Origin of the sequence: Flavobacterium saccharophilum (assembly GCF_900142735.1) — a bacterium.
Classification (GTDB): Bacteria; Bacteroidota; Bacteroidia; order Flavobacteriales; family Flavobacteriaceae; genus Flavobacterium; species Flavobacterium saccharophilum.
The window spans coordinates 107,328-125,935 of record NZ_FRBY01000006.1 but is presented as its reverse complement, the minus strand read 5'-3'; the positions used below and the strand labels follow the sequence as shown (position 1 = coordinate 125,935).

The 18,608-nt window shown below is 34.1% G+C and carries 10 protein-coding genes; 6 read left to right on the top strand and 4 right to left on the bottom strand.

Going from position 1 to position 18,608, the window contains the following annotated elements; genetic code table 11:
- Positions 1 to 6: 6 nt before the first annotated feature.
- Positions 7 to 984, bottom strand: a complete 978-nt coding sequence (locus BUA98_RS19080) for a peptidoglycan DD-metalloendopeptidase family protein (RefSeq protein WP_072975142.1) — start codon at positions 982 to 984, stop codon at positions 7 to 9.
- A gap of 267 nt (positions 985 to 1,251) precedes the next feature.
- On the opposite strand from BUA98_RS19080, the gene alaS reads away from it, so the two are divergent.
- Both alaS and BUA98_RS19070 read left to right on the top strand, forming a co-directional pair.
- Positions 1,252 to 3,882: an alanine--tRNA ligase gene (gene alaS / locus BUA98_RS19075; protein WP_072975140.1), complete on the top strand. Its 2,631-nt coding sequence runs from the start codon at positions 1,252 to 1,254 to the stop codon at positions 3,880 to 3,882.
- Between the two features lie 109 nt (positions 3,883 to 3,991).
- Positions 3,992 to 4,369, top strand: a complete 378-nt coding sequence (locus BUA98_RS19070; RefSeq protein ID WP_072975138.1) for a GxxExxY protein — start codon at positions 3,992 to 3,994, stop codon at positions 4,367 to 4,369.
- 138 nt (positions 4,370 to 4,507) lie between these two features.
- Here the strand turns inward: BUA98_RS19070 and BUA98_RS19065 are convergent, their stop codons facing one another.
- Positions 4,508 to 6,253, bottom strand: coding sequence for an ABC transporter ATP-binding protein (locus BUA98_RS19065; protein WP_072975136.1), 1,746 nt, complete (start codon positions 6,251 to 6,253; stop codon positions 4,508 to 4,510).
- A 384-nt stretch (positions 6,254 to 6,637) separates the two neighbouring features.
- Between BUA98_RS19065 and BUA98_RS19060 the strand changes: the two genes are divergently transcribed.
- From BUA98_RS19060 to BUA98_RS19045, 4 genes are all read left to right on the top strand, one after another.
- Entirely contained in the window at positions 6,638 to 7,597 is a 960-nt protein-coding gene (locus tag BUA98_RS19060; RefSeq protein WP_072975134.1) for a GSCFA domain-containing protein, read from the top strand.
- A 189-nt stretch (positions 7,598 to 7,786) separates the two neighbouring features.
- Positions 7,787 to 12,880: a translocation/assembly module TamB domain-containing protein gene (locus BUA98_RS19055; RefSeq protein WP_072975132.1), complete on the top strand. Its 5,094-nt coding sequence runs from the start codon at positions 7,787 to 7,789 to the stop codon at positions 12,878 to 12,880.
- Positions 12,864 to 15,182: a translocation and assembly module lipoprotein TamL gene (gene tamL / locus BUA98_RS19050; RefSeq protein WP_072975130.1), complete on the top strand. Its 2,319-nt coding sequence runs from the start codon at positions 12,864 to 12,866 to the stop codon at positions 15,180 to 15,182. The genes BUA98_RS19055 and tamL overlap by 17 nt, the downstream gene beginning before the upstream one ends.
- Positions 15,183 to 15,342: 160 nt before the next feature.
- Entirely contained in the window at positions 15,343 to 15,972 is a 630-nt protein-coding gene (locus BUA98_RS19045; protein ID WP_072975128.1) for a DUF4230 domain-containing protein, read from the top strand.
- 138 nt (positions 15,973 to 16,110) lie between these two features.
- On the opposite strand, the gene BUA98_RS19040 is transcribed toward BUA98_RS19045, so the two are convergent.
- Positions 16,111 to 17,868, bottom strand: coding sequence for an aromatic amino acid hydroxylase (locus tag BUA98_RS19040; RefSeq protein WP_072975126.1), 1,758 nt, complete (start codon positions 17,866 to 17,868; stop codon positions 16,111 to 16,113).
- Between the two features lie 268 nt (positions 17,869 to 18,136).
- Positions 18,137 to 18,577 (bottom strand): hypothetical protein, encoded by a 441-nt coding sequence (locus tag BUA98_RS19035; protein ID WP_072975123.1) that lies wholly within the window; start codon positions 18,575 to 18,577, stop codon positions 18,137 to 18,139.
- Positions 18,578 to 18,608: the final 31 nt, after the last annotated feature.

Below are 18,608 nucleotides of genomic sequence, written 5' to 3'. Positions count from 1 at the left end.
AAAGTATTAATCTAATGACTGGTTTTCCTGGTTCGCCATTTGTGAAATTGCGACATATTCTACAGCCGAAATATTGCCGTAATAAAAGTTCAGCGGATTTACGACTTTTCCGTCTTTATGAACCTCATAATGGCAATGCGGACCTTCAGATCTTCCGGTACTTCCCACATAACCAATAACATCGCCTCGTTTAACTTTTTGGCTTGGTCTGCAGTTGTATTTGCTTAAATGCGCATACAAACTTTCGTAGCCAAAACCATGCCTGATTACCACATGATTTCCAAATCCGGAAGCCGAATTATCAGCTCTTGCTACAACACCATCTCCTGTTGCATAAACTGGAGAACCTGTATTGGCGGTAAAATCCATTCCGTTGTGCATTTTTCGCACTTTCGTGAAAGGATCAATTCGATATCCAAAACCCGAAGCAACACGTTTCAAATTCTCATTCTGAACGGGCTGAATCGCCGGAATGGCCAATAATAAACTGCCTTTTACGCTCGCCAATTTCAAAATTTCATCCAATGATTTGGACTGGATCGCCAATTGTTTCGAAAGTTTGTCAATTCGTTTTGTAGTTTTCAAAACCAATTGTGAGTTGTTATAACCTTCTAAATCTTTATATCGTTTTGGATCTCTAAATCCCGCTTTTCGAATCGAATCCGGAATTTCTGTTTTATTAAAATAAACCCTGTAAATATTATTGTCTCTGTTTTCTAAGGCTTCGGTTACATCGTCAATTTCATCCATTTTTTTATTCAAAATAGCATATTGTAATTTCAAATTCTCAATTTCACGTGCCTGCAAACGATCTTTTGGCGTTTCAAAAAAAGGAGTATTAATTAAAAGAACAAAAACCAGGAAACCAAACAGTGCCGAGGCTACTAAAAACAGCAATCCATAGCCAACTTTCGCCCTTTTTCTGGTTTTTATTTTCGTATAAGCCAGATTTTCTGAGTCGTAATAATATTTTACTTTCGCCATATTTTAAAATACCCTATTTTTGCAGCTTGTAAAATAAGTTAGTCGAACAAATTTAGTAAATGTTTCAGTTGTTCGCCTCTTTTTTTCAAGTTTAAAAAACAATTAGATAATTGAGTTAATTAGATAATTAGATAATGTATTAAATAGGTAATTTATTGTTTTGAACTATGAATTTTAGTTTGAAATTATCTAATTATCACATTATCAAATTGCCACATTATCAAATTATCTAATTGGCACATTATCAAATTGTCACATTAATAAAATATGAAATCACAAGACGTACGTAAGCAATTTTTAGATTTTTTTGAGAGCAAAGGACACACAATTGTTCCTTCAGCTCCTATTGTACTTAAAGATGACCCAACCTTAATGTTCAACAACTCGGGTATGGCCCAGTTTAAAGAATATTTTTTAGGAAACGGAACTCCAAAAAGTCCAAGAATTGCCGATACGCAAAAATGTCTTCGTGTTTCAGGAAAACATAATGACCTTGAAGAGGTTGGTATAGATACATACCACCACACCATGTTTGAAATGTTAGGAAACTGGTCTTTTGGAGATTATTTCAAAAAAGAAGCGATCAATTGGGCTTGGGAATTATTGACAGAAGTGTACAAAATTGATAAAGACATTTTGTATGTAACTGTTTTTGAAGGAAGCGAAGAAGAAAACGTTCCTTTTGATCAGGAAGCTTACGATATCTGGAAAACTTTAATTGCTGAAGACAGAATTTTACTTGGAAATAAAAAAGATAATTTCTGGGAAATGGGAGATCAGGGACCATGCGGACCTTGTTCTGAAATTCACGTTGATATTCGTTCTTCTGAAGAAAAAGCAGTTACGCCAGGAAAAGATTTAGTAAATAATGATCACCCACACGTAGTTGAAATCTGGAATAATGTATTCATGGAATTCAACCGTAAAGCGGATGGTTCTTTAGAAAAATTACCTGCGCAGCACGTTGATACCGGAATGGGATTTGAGCGTTTGTGTATGGTTTTGCAAAATGTACAATCCAACTATGATACAGACGTTTTTACACCGCTGATCAAAGAAATTGAATCTATTACAGGATCAAAATATACAATTAAAGCTTCTAACGAAGCAGAGGAAAAAGTAAATATCGCAATTCGTGTTATTGCAGATCACGTTCGTGCGGTAGCTTTTGCTATTGCTGATGGTCAGTTGCCTTCTAACACAGGAGCAGGATATGTTATTCGTAGAATTTTGCGTCGTGCAATTCGTTACGGTTTTACTTTCTTGGATACAAAAGAGCCATTTATTTATAAATTGGTTGAAGTTTTAAGTACACAAATGGGAGGTTCTTTCCCGGAAATCAGAATACAAAAATCACTTTGTGCTAACGTAATTAAAGAAGAAGAAAATTCATTTTTAAGAACATTAGATCAAGGTTTGATTTTGTTAGAAAACATCATTTCAAATTCTGCAGAAACAACAATTTCTGGTAAAAAAGCCTTTGAATTATTTGATACGTACGGTTTCCCAATTGACTTAACGGCTTTGATTCTTTCAGAAAAAGGATTGCAGTTAGACGAAGCAGGTTTCGAATCGGAATTACAAAAACAAAAAGAGCGTTCTCGTGCTGCTTCAAAAGTGAAAGCTGGAGACTGGCAAATTTTGATTGATGATGAAGATGAAGAATTCATTGGTTACGATCACACGGAAGCGAAGGTGAAAATTACACGTTACCGTAAAGTAGAAAGCGCTAAAGATGGTGAAGTATTCCAAATTGTATTCAACATGACACCTTTTTATCCGGAAGGTGGAGGACAAGTGGGTGATAAAGGATATTTTGAAGCTTCAAACGGAGATGTAATCTATATTTTTGATACCAAAAAAGAGAACAATGTAATCATTCATTTTGCGAAAGATTTGCCAAATAATTTATCTGAAACTTTCAGAGCTGTTGTAGACAAAACGATTCGTAAAAGTTCTGCTTCAAACCACTCTGCGACACACTTAATGCACCAGGCATTGCGTCATATTTTGGGAACGCATGTGGAGCAAAAAGGATCTTTGGTAAACCAAAAGAATTTACGTTTTGACTTTTCGCATTTCTCAAAAGTAACGGATGAAGAATTGCAGCAAGTTGAAGATTTCGTAAATGCGAGAATTCAGGAGCAATTGCCATTGATTGAAAGAAGAAATGTTCCTTTTAAACAAGCAGTTGAAGAAGGTGCAATGGCATTGTTTGGTGAGAAATACGGAGATAATGTTCGTGCAATTAAATTTGGAGACAGTATGGAATTATGTGGAGGAATTCACGTAAATAATACCGCTGATATCTGGTATTTCAAAATTGTAAGCGAAGGTGCTGTAGCGTCTGGAATTCGTCGTATCGAAGCAATTACAGCTGATGCTGTAAAAGAATATTTTGCAAGTCAGGCGGATAAATTAAAAGAAATTAATGGTGTATTGAAAAATGCCCAAGATCCTATAAAAGCAGTTATTTCATTGCAGGATGAAAACGCTAAATTGAAAAAACAATTGGAAGCTTTATTAAAAGATAAGGCTAAAAATATGAAAGATGATTTAGCTAAAGAATTGCAGGAAATCAACGGAATTCAATTCTTAGCAAAGCAAGTTGATTTGAATCCGGAAGGAGCAAAAGACTTGGCTTACGAATTAGGAAATTCGTCTAAAAATTTATTTTTAGTACTAGCAACAGCTGAAGAAGGAAAACCAATGCTAACCTGCTACATCTCTAAAGAATTAGTAGCAGAGAAAAACTTAAACGCCGGACAAGTTGTTCGTGAATTAGGAAAATACATCCAGGGTGGAGGAGGAGGGCAACCTTTCTTCGCAACTGCAGGAGGTAAAAATGTTGATGGAATCGCGGAGGCTTTGGCTCACGCGGTTGAGTTTGTGAAATAAAATTTTTTATATTCGCGCAAAGACGCAGAGTCGCAAAGTTTTTTAAGCTTTGCGGCTTTTTTTTGCTTTATAAATTTATATTTGTAAGTTTTTACTTTAAATTAAATAGATGACTGAAAATGAAATATCAGCTATTGTGGTTGATGTATGTTACAAAATGCATGTGAAGCTTGGGCCAGGTTTGTTAGAATCAGTTTATGAAGCAATTTTATTTTACGAATTAACTAAAAAGGGTTTATTTGTAGAAAGACAAAAAATGCTTCCCGTTGTTTGGGATGAGATTAAACTTGATATTGGTTTTCGAGCCGATTTAATAATTGAGAATAAATTAATTTTAGAAATTAAATCAATTGAAAAAATAACAGAAGTTCATGCAAAACAAACTATGACGTATCTGAAAATAACAAAAATGAAATTAGGTTTGCTGATAAATTTTAATGTGCCGTTAATTAAATTTGGTATTACAAGATTAGTTAATAATCTTTAGTAAAAGGTACACAGCCAAAAACTTTGCGACTTTGCGCGATTAAAAAAAACACTTTTAAAAAGTTGGTTTAAATAACAAAGTCGCAAAGCTTTAAAAAAAAACTTTGCGACTCTGCGTCTTTGCGAGATTAAAAAAAACTTATTTACGTTCCCCGATCTGTTGACGCCACATAGCGTAATACAAACCTCTTTCAACAATTAAATCTTCATGTTTCCCTTGTTCGATGATTTTACCTTGTTCTAATACAAATATCTTATCTGCATGCATTACAGTCGATAATCTGTGCGCAATTAAAACCGTGATTCTGTTTTTATCTGAAATGTTTCTGATCGTAGCGTTAATTTCTTCTTCCGTAATAGAATCTAATGCTGAAGTCGCTTCATCAAAAATCAATAAATTAGGATTTCTTAAAATAGCTCTGGCGATGGATAAACGTTGTTTTTCTCCACCAGAAACTTTAATTCCGCCTTCTCCGATAGTGGTATTTAAACCGTCTTCGGCGCGTCTTAATAACTTTTCACAGCTCGCTCTTTTTAAGGCATCATAAACCTCTTCATCGGTTGCGTTAGGCTTTACAAACAATAAATTTTCGCGAATTGTTCCTGAGAATAATTGTGCGTCTTGTGTTACAAAACCTAATTGTTTTCTAAGATCTAATAAATCAATTTCTGTAGAGTCAATATCATTATATAAAACCTGACCTTCGGCTGGTGTGTATAATCCAACCAATAATTTTACTAAAGTCGTTTTCCCAGAACCCGATGGTCCGACAAAAGCAACGGTTTCGCCTTGTTTAATGTCGAAATTAATGTTCTCAACCGCTTTGAATTTAGCCGTTTTATGTTGGAAACTTACATTAGAAAAAAGCAATGACTGAATCGCTCCAACGTGTTTTGGATTTTTTGGACGGAATTCCTTTGGAGCACTTAATAAGGTTTTGAAGTTCTCCATCGAAACTTTCGTTTCATTCAACGCAATAATGAAATTCCCCAATTCCTGTAAGGGTCCAAAAATGAAAAAAGTAAAAAATACCATGGTCAATAAATCTCCCACAATAATTTTATTTCCAAATAAGAAATAATACAAAGTAAAAACAACACAAGTTCTTAAAAAGTGAACCGTAGTTCCCTGAATAAAACTCAAACTTCTAATAAAACGGATTTTCTCCAGTTCAAGCTGAAGGATTTTGAACGTATTTAAGTTCAAACGTTTCTCTTCCTGATAAGTTAATCCAAGACTTTTTACAAGTTCGATATTTCGTAAACTTTCAGTTGTTGAACCCGCCAAAGCATTGGTTTGGTTGACGATTTTCTTAGAAACAATTTTGATCTTTTTTCCTAAATAAGAACTTACCAAAGCAATAATTGGAGCTGTGATTAAAAAGATAATCGAAATACGATAATCAATGCGGGCAACGTAAACGATCACGAATACAAATCCGATTACGGTTTGAAAAATCAAAGAAATCGAAAGTGTAATTAATTTTTCGGAATCAGAACGTACTTTGGTTAGTTTACTCAAAGTTTCGCCGCTTCGCTGATCTTCAAATTCTGCAAAAGGTAAATCAAGCGATTTCTTGATTCCATCCGTATACATTTGCGCTCCGGTTCGCTGGATCACAACATTAGTAAAATAATCCTGAAAATTTTTGGTAATTCTGGAAATCATCGCAGCACCAAGCGAAAGCCCAAGCCAGAACGATAAAGATTTTATAAAACCAGTTGGATTTCCAGCATATTTGTGTAATCCTACACCGCAATCCTGCATTAACTTACCGGTAATAATAGAGTCTGATAAACTGAAACAAATGTTGATAGAAGCCATAATCAAAGCAAAAAATAGAAGCATTTTATGTTTGATTATATAAGAATATAGTAATTTCATAAGTGAATTTTAATTTATGGGAGATGCAAAAGTAAGCAATAGTTTTAGTTAGTGAAGTTGATTTATGTTATTAAAAACCTAATATAATTGATTATCTTTTATCGTTGATTTTAGCATTAATAAATTTTAGGCAAATGGGTCAGAGTATATTGTGATACTTTAACTCTAATCAATTTCACGCAAAGTCGCAGAGTCGCGAAGTGTATGGTGTTCAATCTAAAAATCTGAAAAAAGAATTTGGTTAATACACAGCGTTTGATTAAAAAACTTAAGCACACCTGTATTTTAAAAACTTTGCGACTCTGCGGCTTTGCGAGATTTTTTCTTCACAATTTTAAACAGAGAGTCGTCAGTAATCTTTAACTTTGTTTAAAAGTCATAAATATGCAGTTCAGAACCCAGATCCCGCTATCAAAATCAAATAATCCAATCGATTATAATTCGAAAGTGCTTTCGTTTGGTTCTTGTTTTGCAGAGAATATGGCGGAGAAATTTGATTATTTTAAATTTCAGAATGAAACAAATCCGTTTGGAATTATTTTCAATCCGGTTTCTATTGAGAAAGTAATTGAAAGAACGGTTAACGAAAAAGAGTTCACAGAAAAAGACGTATTCTTTTACAATGAGCGGTGGCATTCTTTTGAAGTACACTCAGATTTAAGCAATTCTGACAGACAAGAATTATTAGAAACTTTAAATAAAGCGATTTCAGAAACCAATAAGCATTTAAAAGAAGCAACTCATATTATTATAACGTACGGAACAGCCTGGATTTACAGAAATCTGGAAAGCGACGAGATTGTTGCCAATTGCCATAAAGTCCCTCAAAAACAATTCTCAAAAGAATTATTGCCGGTTGATGTAATTCAAAAAAGCATCCAAAATACAGTCGATTTAATTAAGACTATAAATCCAAACGTAAACTTCATTTTTACAATTTCGCCAGTCCGCCATATCAAAGATGGTTTCGCAGAAAATCAACTAAGTAAATCGCATTTATTTACAGCATTGCATCAGGTTTTAAAAATTTACAATTCACAATTTACAATTCACAATTATTTTCCCTCATACGAAATCATGATGGATGAACTTCGTGATTATCGCTTTTATACAGAAGATATGTTGCATCCAAACCAAGTTGCAATTGATTATATCTGGCATAAATTCAGCGAAAATTATATGACGGAAGAAAGTATTTCTCTAATGCAGGAAGTCTCGGAAATTCAAAAAAGCCTTCGCCACAGAAGCTTCAATCCCGAATCAGAACAACATCAAAAATTCCTTGCTAAACTTCAGCAAAAAATAAATGCTTTAGGCGAAAAATGGCCTAACATCAGATTCTAAAAAAAATCGTGCCTTAGCGCCTTCGTGGCCAAACCTCAAAAAGTAGGAAAATAATTATTTGTCAGTAAAATTCTAGAATATTTGAGCATAATTATGTAAATTGTTAAAGTTTAAATTTTTCAATTTTGTAAACTGTACAAATACAGCCTTATAATAACGCAATTTTAATCTAACGTGTTTTATTGACGCATGAATACGAAAACCATTCATTTTCTAAAAAAAACACTACGTATACTGCTTTGGTGCGTGGGCTCTATAATTGCACTTTTATTGCTTGTTATTATTTTAATTCAGGTTCCATCGGTGCAGAATTTCGTTAAGGACAAAGCGATAACTTATCTGCACGATAAGATTAAAACCAAAGTAGCTCTAGATCATATTTCGATTAAATTTCCAAAAGATGTAGTCTTGGAAGGTTTTTATTTTGAAGATCAAAAGAAGGATACTTTGCTGGCTGGTAAACGTTTAGTTGTAGATGTCGATTTGTTTAAATTGGTCAGCAGTGAATTGGAAATCAACTCGGTTTCATTAGAAAATACTACAGCCAACATTTCCAGAAATAAAAGCGGTGATTTCAATTTCGATTATATCATAAAAGCTTTCGAATCAAAAGAACCGGAAAAACCAAAAGATCCGGATAGCAAGCCTTTCAAAATATCTGTTGTAAAAGTAAATCTCGATAATATCAAATTCAATTTTAAAGATGATTATTCTAAAAATGATGTTCGTGTAAAACTGACGCATTTTGACACGAAATTCAATGAATTCGATTTGGATAAAATGAATTTTGATATTCCGAATATTGCTTTGAACGGATTAAAAGTGGTTTTGAATCAGGATGTTGTCGAGAAGATTGCTGAAGTCTCTGTGAAAACAGTTGATACCATTTCGAAAAGAAAAGATTTCAGTTTAAAACTCGGAAAAATCAGTTTATCAAAAATTGATCTGTTATATGATAATAAAGATTCCAAATTAGATTCAGGAATAAAACTGGGCAATCTTGATCTATCAGTCAATAAAATTGATATGAACAATCAGTTTTTAGATTTTAATACATTCGAGTTAAAAAATCTAAAAGGGAATTTAAGATTAGGCGCTAAAGATAAACAAATTCAGGCGCCAAGCTTAGATACAACCGCAATCAAGCAATCCGGCTGGAAAGTAAAACTGGCTGATGTTAATTTAGAGAATATCGCTTTCAAATTTGATGATATGCAATCGAAACCGGTTTCTAAGGGAATTGATTATAGTCACATGGATTTGGATAAATTCAATTTTAAAGCCGAGAAATTATATTACGGAAATGATATGATTTCAGGAAATATAAAATCACTTGCTGTGAACGATAAAAGCGGATTACAGATTCAGTCTTTAAAAACCAATTTCTTTTACGGACCCAAAAATGCTTCTTTAGAGGATTTATATTTAAGAACACCACAAACCCTTCTCCAGAATAAAATAAAAGTGGCCTATCCTTCGCTTGACGCCTTAAAAAAGGATATTGCCAATTTGAGCCTGGATGCGAATTTACAGCAATCAAAAATCGGGTTTAAAGACATTTTATTATTTGCTCCCGATTTGCAGAAATCAAATCCGTTTAAAAGTAATCCAAATGCGATTTTGTATTTGAATACACGCTTGAGTGGAAAAGTGAAAGATTTGACTATTCCGCAGTTTGAAATGAGTGGAATTGGAACCACTAAAGTTTCCCTTTCAGGGAAGATCAAAGGGCTGCCTGATGCTCAAAAAGCGTATTACGATTTAGATATTAAAAAACTCTCAAGTACTTCAAAAGATATTTATGGATTTGTGCCGGCAGGAACCATTCCGAAAAATATTCAATTGCCTTCTCAGTTGAGGATGCAGGGAAAATTCAAAGGTTCGGTACAGAATTTCAAAACCAATCTGGCTTTAAACAGTAGTTTCGGAAATGCAAAAGTCGATGCGTTATTTGACCAGCGCGTTAAGAGAAGAGAGAAATACGATGCAACAGTTTATTTATTAGATTTCGATTTAGGTCGATTAATCAAAAATGATTCGATCGGAAAAATTACGCTTAAAGCGAAAGTAAAAGGAAAAGGTTTAGATCCAAAAACGGCTCAGGCAGATTTTGACGGTTTGGTTCAGAAAGCAGTTTTTAATAAATATACCTATAGAGATTTAGCTTTAAAAGGAAATATTGAAAACGGATCTTTCGCAGTAAAATCTGGAATGAAAGACCCTAATTTAAATTTTGATTTAGTAGCAAGTGGAAATACAAAAGATAAATATCCGTCTGTTCAATTAAAATTAAATCTGGATATAGCCGATTTGGAAAAATTGCACCTTCACGCCGGACCAATGAAATTACGCGGAAATATCGACGCTGATATTGCCAATAGTAATCCTGATTTTCTAAACGGAAAAGTATTTCTTTCGAACATTCAGGTTTTACAGGATAAAGAACCAATTGTTTTAGATTCCATTAGAGTTATTGCTTTCTCTGATGAAAGCCGAAATAATATCAAAATTTCTTCTCAATTTTTGAAAGCTGAAGTGGACGGAAAATACAAATTAACCACATTGGTTTCTGCAGTAAAAAAATCATTGTCAAAATACATCGATTTAAAAAATCCGAAAGTCAATGGAGAATCGGATGAACAACGTTTGGCTTTCACATTGACGGTTGACAACGATCCAATTCTTTTCAAATTGGTTCCAAAATTAACGGGTTTAGAGCCTCTTAAAATTGAAGGAAAATACAATAATGTAGCCGATTCTTTAGAAATTAAAGGAACGATTCCGAGAATTGTATATGCTGATAATACCATCGCTGACGGAAAAATAAATATCGAAGCCAAAGAAAATGCTTTGGAATATCAGATTTCTGTAGCAACAATTGAGAGTGGTTCTTTAAAAATTCCGTTCACAAGTTTGTCAGGAAAAATCGAAAATAATATTTTGGATTATGCATTGGAAGTAAAAGATGCAAAAGACAAGCAACAGTATTTTATTGCCGGCGTTTTTAAAGCCGAAGATTCTAAAAACATCTTCAAAATTGACGCTGAAAACTTTGTCCTAAATTATGACAAATGGAATATCGATCCTGAAAATGCTGTTGAATTTGGCGGAAAAAGACTTTATATCAATAAATTCTTTTTAGCAAATTCAGGAAACGAACTTAAAATTCAATCGCAGGGAACACAGGACAATGCACCTTTACAAGTTGATTTTGTAAACTTTAAAATTGAGACCATTATGAATATGGTTAAAAAAGATAAACTGTTAATGCAAGGTTTGATCAATGGAAATGCTGTTGCCGAAAATGTAATGACAAAACCAACTTTTACATCAGACATAAAAATTGATGATTTTGCTTTTAAAGGAGAGCCGGTTGGCGATATTGCGGTTAAAGTGGATAATAAAACCAATAATATATTGAACGCCAATGTCACACTGACAGGAGAAGATAATGACGTAAACTTAACTGGAACATACGCCATTGCTGATGGAAATTTGGACTTTAATCTGGATCTGAATAAACTGAATATTAAAAGTATTCAGGGTTTCAGTATGGATAATATTAAAGAAGGAACCGGCTATTTATCTGGAAATTTCAAAATTACAGGAAATGCTAGCGCTCCCAAAGTGAATGGGGAATTGAATTTTAATGATACTGGTTTTAGAGTAACAAAATTTGATTCGTTTTTTAAAACAAAACAAGAGAAAATCACGCTTCAAAATGATATAATTACGTTTGATAGTTTTACTTTTCATGATGAAAATGATAACGAACTGACAATAAACGGAACCATTAAATCGGCGGATTATACCAATTTTGATTTCGGCCTGACCGTTGTCGCAGATGATTTTAGAGCAATTCATTCTAAAGAAAAAGACAACGATTTGTTTTACGGAGATTTAATTTTAGATACCAAACTAAATATCAAAGGAACACTTGAAAATCCTATTGTTGGCGGAAATATTAAAATCAAAGATGAAACTAAATTTTCGGTTGTTTTACCACAATCAGACCCTTCGATTGCTGACAGAGAGGGAATAGTTGAATTTGTTGACGAAGATAATGTATACCTGAGGCAAACGGCTGAGATGAAAGAAAAACTAGACCAATCTGAGTTGCTTGGAATGGACGTTAATGTTGCGATCTCCATAGATAAAGAAGCTGATCTTACGCTGGTAATTGATAAAGGAAATGGAGATTATCTGAACCTAAAAGGCGAAGCGGAATTAACAGGCGGAATTGATCCGTCAGGGAAAACAACTTTAACAGGTAAATATGAATTCTCGGATGGAGCGTATGAAATGAATTTCAATATGATCCGCAGAAAATTCAATATTCAAAAAGGAAGTTATATTATATGGAATGGTGAGCCGACTGCGGCAAATGTCAATATTACGGCGATTTACAAAGTAGAAGCAGCGCCAATCGATTTACTTGGAAATCAGTTAGGAAGTGAATCTCAAACCACTAAAAACACTTATAAACAAAAAATACCATTTCAGACTTTATTAAAAATGAATGGCGAATTAATGAAGCCTGAAATCACTTTTGATATTGTCCTGCCAGATGGAAATTATGATGTATCATCTACGATTGTAGAAACCACACAACAAAAATTAGAGCAATTGCGACAAGAGCCAGCCGAATTGAACAAACAGGTTTTTGCCCTTTTATTATTGAACAGATTTATTGGCGAAAATCCGTTTGCGAGCGAAAGCGGTGGAACAAGCGCCGAATCATTGGCCAGACAAAGTGTTAGTAAAATTCTGTCTCAACAATTGAATGATTTAGCAGGAGAATTAATAACAGGAGTTCAGTTAGAATTCGATTTAGAATCCACAGACGATTATACTTCAGGAACCAGAGAAGACAGAACAGATTTAAATGTCGGAATTTCTAAAAAATTGTTAGATGATCGTTTGAAAATTACTGTTGGAAGCAGTTTTGCCGTTGAAGGCCAGGAACGCGCCAATGAAGAAAGTACCAATATTGCCGGCGACGTGGCACTCGATTACCAATTAACAAAAGACGGCCGTTACATGCTTCGCGCTTATCGAAAAAACGAATATCAGGTTGCGGTAGAAGGTCAGGTTATTGAAACCGGAGTGGCTTTTATAATTACGATGAGTTATAACAAATTCCGCGAGCTTTTTCATCGCACTTTGGCAGAAAAAGAAATGATTCGAGAAGAGAAGCTGCGTAAAGAGAAGAAAAAGCTGAAAGAGAAAGAGGATAAAGAAAAAGACGAAAATCAATTAGAAGGAGATGAGCAAAAAACATAGCAATAAGAAAACGGAATATATCAGATATTTTATTGCGCTGTCCTTATTTTTTGTTTTTGGATGCAGTAATACAAAATATCTGCCGGAAGGCGAATTATTGTATACAGGCGGTTCTGTGACAGTAAAAGATTCTGTTATTAAAAAGAAGGAAAGGAAAGCACTGGAGAAAGAGATGGAAGGATTGTTGCGTCCTAAACCAAACAAAGGATTTTTGGGATTGCGTCCTAAATTATGGTTTTATAATATTGCCGGAGAACCAAAAAAGCAAAAAGGATTTCGCTATTGGTTGCGCACAAAAGTGGGCGAACCGCCAGTGCTTTTTAGTAAAGTAGATTTGGATTATAATGCATCCGTTTTACGAAATTTTACCGAAAACCGAGGCTATTTTAAAACACGTGTCAGTGCCGATTCAACAGCTAAAAATAAAAGAGCTACAGCAGAATATACAGTAACGCCTAAACAACAGTATATCATTAAAAGTGTGACTTTTCCAGATGATTCGTTAGCCATGTCAAGAATAATTGGAAGATCAAGTCGAAGAAGTTTACTGAAAGTAGGCAAACCCTATGATTTAGATGTCATTAAAGCAGAAAGAGAAAGAATAGACGCACGACTTAAAGAAAAAGGATATTATTACTTTAATCCTGATTATATTTTAGCACAGGTTGACAGCACAAAAGGGGATCATGAAGTAAAAGTCAGACTGGTAATCAAAGCAGATGCGCCACCCAAAGCGCTTACGGCCTATAAGATTAATAAAATTATTGTGTACCCAAACTTTTCTATTTCAAAAGATAGTTTGAAATACAAGCCGGAAGATGTAGTTCAGTATAAAGATTTTACGATTATTGATACAGCCAATACTTTTAAACCAAGAGTTTTTGATCGCGCGATTTACTTTAAAAAAGGAGATTTGTACAACAGAAAAGACCATAATTTAACATTGAACAGATTTGTCAATCTCGGAACTTTTAGTTTTGTAAAAAATGAATTCAAACCTTCGGATAGTTTGCCTAAGACTTTAGATTCGTATTATTATTTAACGTTATTGCCAAAGAAATTCATTCGTGTTGAGGTTTTAGGGAAAACGAATTCGGCCAGTTATACAGGTACAGAACTTAATGTAAATTGGAACAACAGAAATTTATTTCGTGGTGCCGAATTACTAACCGTTTCTGTTTTTGGCGGGGCCGATTTTCAGCTTTCCGGAACCAATAATGGTAAAAATATTTATAAAGTGGGAACAGAAACCAGTTTAACCTGGCCGAGATTTATTGTTCCGTTTTTTCATGTGGAAGGTTCGAGCGAATACGTGCCAAGAACTAAAGCAACAGTGAGATATGAATATCAAAACAGAACACAATTATATGCTTTGAATTCATTTAAAGCGTCATACGGTTATTTATGGAAAGAGAATGTTCGAAAAGAGCATCAATTTAATTTGATGGATATTACATATGTGAGTCCAAATCATGTGACAGCAGAATATTTAGCTGACGCTGAAGAGGATGAATCATTGAAGAAAGTAATTGAAAAACAATTGATTTTTGGACCAACGTATACGTATACTTACACCAATACAATGCAAAAGCGTAAAAAGAATACGTTTTATTTTAGTGGAGAAGCTGATTTGGCAGGAAATGTTACGGGTTTAATTACCGGAGCAAATGTCAAAAAGAATGATACGATCAAGATATTTGATGTTCCTTTTAGCCAATATGCAAAATTTAGAGGAGACTTTAGGCATTATTTAAAACTTGGAAAAGAAAGTCAGTTGGCTAGCAGAGTCATTCTTGGTGTCGGAATTCCGTACGGAAATTCAGGTGTGTTGCCGACATCGAAGCAGTTTGTAGTAGGAGGAACCAATAGTATTCGAGCTTTTAGAGCGCGATCACTAGGGCCGGGAAGTTATCTTAATACTACAACTGATAACGATTATCTCCCAGATCAATCGGGAGATTTGAAATTGGAATTCAGTACAGAATACAGAGCAAAACTTTTTAGTATTGTAAAAGGTGCGGCATTTATCGATGCCGGAAATATTTGGCTGATGAATAAAGATCCAAATAAGCCAGGAGGTGAAATATCTAAAGATTTTATGAAAGAAATTGCTGTTGGTGCCGGAGTTGGTTTACGCTTCGATGTCTCTTTCTTTATTTTAAGAACCGATTTGGCATTTCCGCTAAGAAAACCTTATCTGCCAGATGGCGAAAGATGGGTAATTAAAGATATAGATTTTGGAAGCGGCCCATGGCGAAAAGAAAACCTGATTTTGAATATTGCAATTGGATATCCTTTCTAGAAAATTTATAAAAATTAGCCACGAATTCACGAATTTTATTTGATGCAAAATGGATAACTTAAAATCAAATTCCACAAAAATTAAATTCGTGAATTCGTGGCTAATTTTTTGCGTCCTCTTTTCACAAAAAAGAAGTAAATTGGTCTAATAAATTAAAGTAATGCAAAATACACTCAAAAGAATTTTAGTTTTAGGTTCAGTCGTATTCTTAATCATTTTGGCTTTTAAATTTTGCCAATTTAAAAAAGAGGATGATAAGGATATTGAATACAATACCAATTTAATTCAACAGCAAATTCTAAATGTCGGTAAATTGGTTGTTACCGAAGGGCATTTCTCTGAAGTGATTACGTATAAAAATCAGCAGAAATATTTTCTCGATATGGTTTCTTTTGAAAAGAAAGCTCTAGTTGTCGTAAATGCAAATGTTACAGTTGCTTACGATTTGCATAAAATGAAATACGACATTGACGAAAAAAATAAAACCATTACGATTTTAAATATCCCAAAAGAAGAAATTACCATCAACCCGGATATTAAGTTTTATGATGTTGAGCAAAGTCAATTGAATCCGTTTACAGGAGAGGATTATAATAAAATCAATAAATCGGTAAAAGCAAATCTGGCAAAGAAAATTGAAAACTCATCCCTGAAAACAAACGCTCAAAACAGATTAATTAGTGAATTATCAAAGATTTTGATTTTGACGAATTCAATGGGTTGGAAACTGCAATACGATGGTAAAACGATTGAATCTGATAAAGATTTTAATCAGGATTTGAAATTATAATGCCACGAAGGCACTAAGACACAAAGTTTTTTTGCCACAGATTAAAAGATTAAAATGATTTCAAATCTGCTCAATCTGCCAAATCTGCGTGAAACAAATTTAAAAATCTTGGTGTCTTAGTGCCTTCGTGGCAAATCGTTATACTGCTTCTTTATCGAAAATTAAATCCAGTCCGCCAGCAATCAAATGTGCCACTTCAGGTCGTTTTCCTTTCAATTGATCCAAATAAACCAATACTTCTTGCAATAATTGCTTTTCATCAGAATCTTTCAAAAGCTCTGCAATTTCAACAGAAAGCAACCAGTCATTAGAATGATTATTTTTTAATTTTTCAAAAACAGATTTTAGTTCAGATTTCGAATCTTTATTTTCTCTTATAGAACGAACCGTTTGATAAAGAACCTCTAAATCATCGCGTTCGTCTGTATGTTTTGCTTTAATAGTTTGAGAAGTCGGAACAATATTAATCAGATCAAAACTATTCACATCGGCTGGACCGGAAAAAGCAGAAACAACTTTTTTACCAATTGCCATATCGTAATTTCCCCAGTCAGGTTGAAACAAAATCGTTTCGCCATGTGTTACGGTACAATTTCTGAAACTAATTAAAATAATTTCTCCGTGTAAGTTTCTGGAACCTGTAATAATTTCTCCTTCAACAATAATATTGCCTTCAAATTCCAGTTTTACAGTTTCATTTTCAACAATACTATAAGCTTGTAAATCCTTAGGACTCATGTCTTCAATCGCTAAATTGAAGCCTTTTAGTTTCCCAATCGGACTACCAAATCCGTGTGGATGTGTCAAAGTTCCGTGACCCACTAATTCTTTTTCACGATAGGATAAAGCTGTTTTTCCTGTAGTCTGAATGTAAACCGGTTTTCCTTCTTCTTCCAAAACATTCGTAAAAACACCTGAAATCTGTAAACCAGTACTTAATTCAATTGTACCTAAAGCATTGGAATGAATTAGTTTTTGAATTCCGGAAAGACCTCCGGTTCTCAATGCCATTTTATTCGCAAATTCTTCTAAAATCAAACTCAAATAAGAAAAAGTTGGCGTCACATAAAGCTGAGGTTGCAACTGTGTAATATCAAAATTTTGATTCGCAGCGGAAATATCATAAGGGATTTTCTTTACGTTATCGGTCATACACCAGGCGCTTTCTCCAATAGAAGAAAGTAATCCGGCACCGTAAATTTTAGGGTCTTCAACAGTTCCAATTAAACCGTATTCTACTGTCCACCAATGTAAATTACGAATTTGGGCCATTTCAGATAATTCACCCATATTGTTTTGCAAATCAGCAACGGCTTTTTCTGCTTCGTCAATTTTTTCCTGTGGCGTATCTTCCGCTTCTTTTAAAATCGAAAGCAAACGAATCGCTTCGTACATCTGATAATCTTTATGAGATGAAATCGCCTTGCAGCCAATTTCGCCAAAACGTCTCAAATATTCAGCATATTCAGGATTCGCAATAATAGGAGCGTGGCCGGCACCTTCGTGAATAATGTCTGGTGCAGGTGTATATTCAATATGTTCTAATTGTCTAATGTCTGAAGCAATAACCAAAACGTTATAAGCCTGGAATTCCATAAAAGCATTGGGCGGAATAAAACCATCAACGGCAACCGCAGCCCAGCCAATTTCAGTCAGAATTCGGTTCATTCCGTACATACTCGGAATAGAATCTACTTCGATTCCCGTTTTCTTCAAACCATCCAAATACGAATGATGAGCCACTTTTGATAAATAATCTACGTTTTTGCGCATCACGTAACGCCAAACCGCCTGATTAATTGGCGTATAATCGCTATAATCCTGTGGCTTAATAAATTGCTTTAAATGTTTCGGCAATCGCTCTAATAACGGGTTTGTCTCAATATTTGGATTCATTTCGAAAACGTTGTAGATTAAGAATGTAAAATTACGAATTTAAGGCGCTAATTTTTGCTATTCATCACAATTTTTTTGTTCGAAAGAGTTTTTTATTGAGGTTTTAATAGAAATTTTGTCTTGAGAAGTATATGGTTTTTAGGAGCTATTTCCCGCTGTCCTTCCAAATCTTTTGTGCCGAACCCCGGCACAAAAGGATTTTCCCTCCCATCGGGGCTAGGGGATTCGTTTTCAAAAGTTGTTTTTAAATTAAAGAAGTAACAATTTTCTAGCAATCGTTATTTTCATAATTAACTTTTTCCATTTTAGCTTCGTAAGATTCTGTTTCTTTTTTAGTCATTTTGGCTTCTTTCAGTTCTACTTTCAATTGTTTTTTGCTGTCAGAACTTATCCATAAACCACTAAAATTAGTTTCGTCTTTTTTCAAAATCATAACGCCAGTAAAGCCATGTTCTACTAATGCAAACTGATTCTCGTTTTTGGTATTCTGAGTAATGTTCAATTGAATCCAACTACCGGATTTGTCATATCGATACATAGAAGTGTACATTAAATCAGCTGTGCAGGGGTTTTCTTCTGTTTTAATAAAAAAAGTAACAGCTATTTTTCCGTCAATTGTGCCTTTGTATAAATTGCTTTTAGAGGCTTGAGCATTGGAAGAAATAATGGCAATAAGAAAAAATAGAAGAGATAGTAATGCTTTTTTCATGTTTTATTAAAAATTGATTCGGCCAAATTTA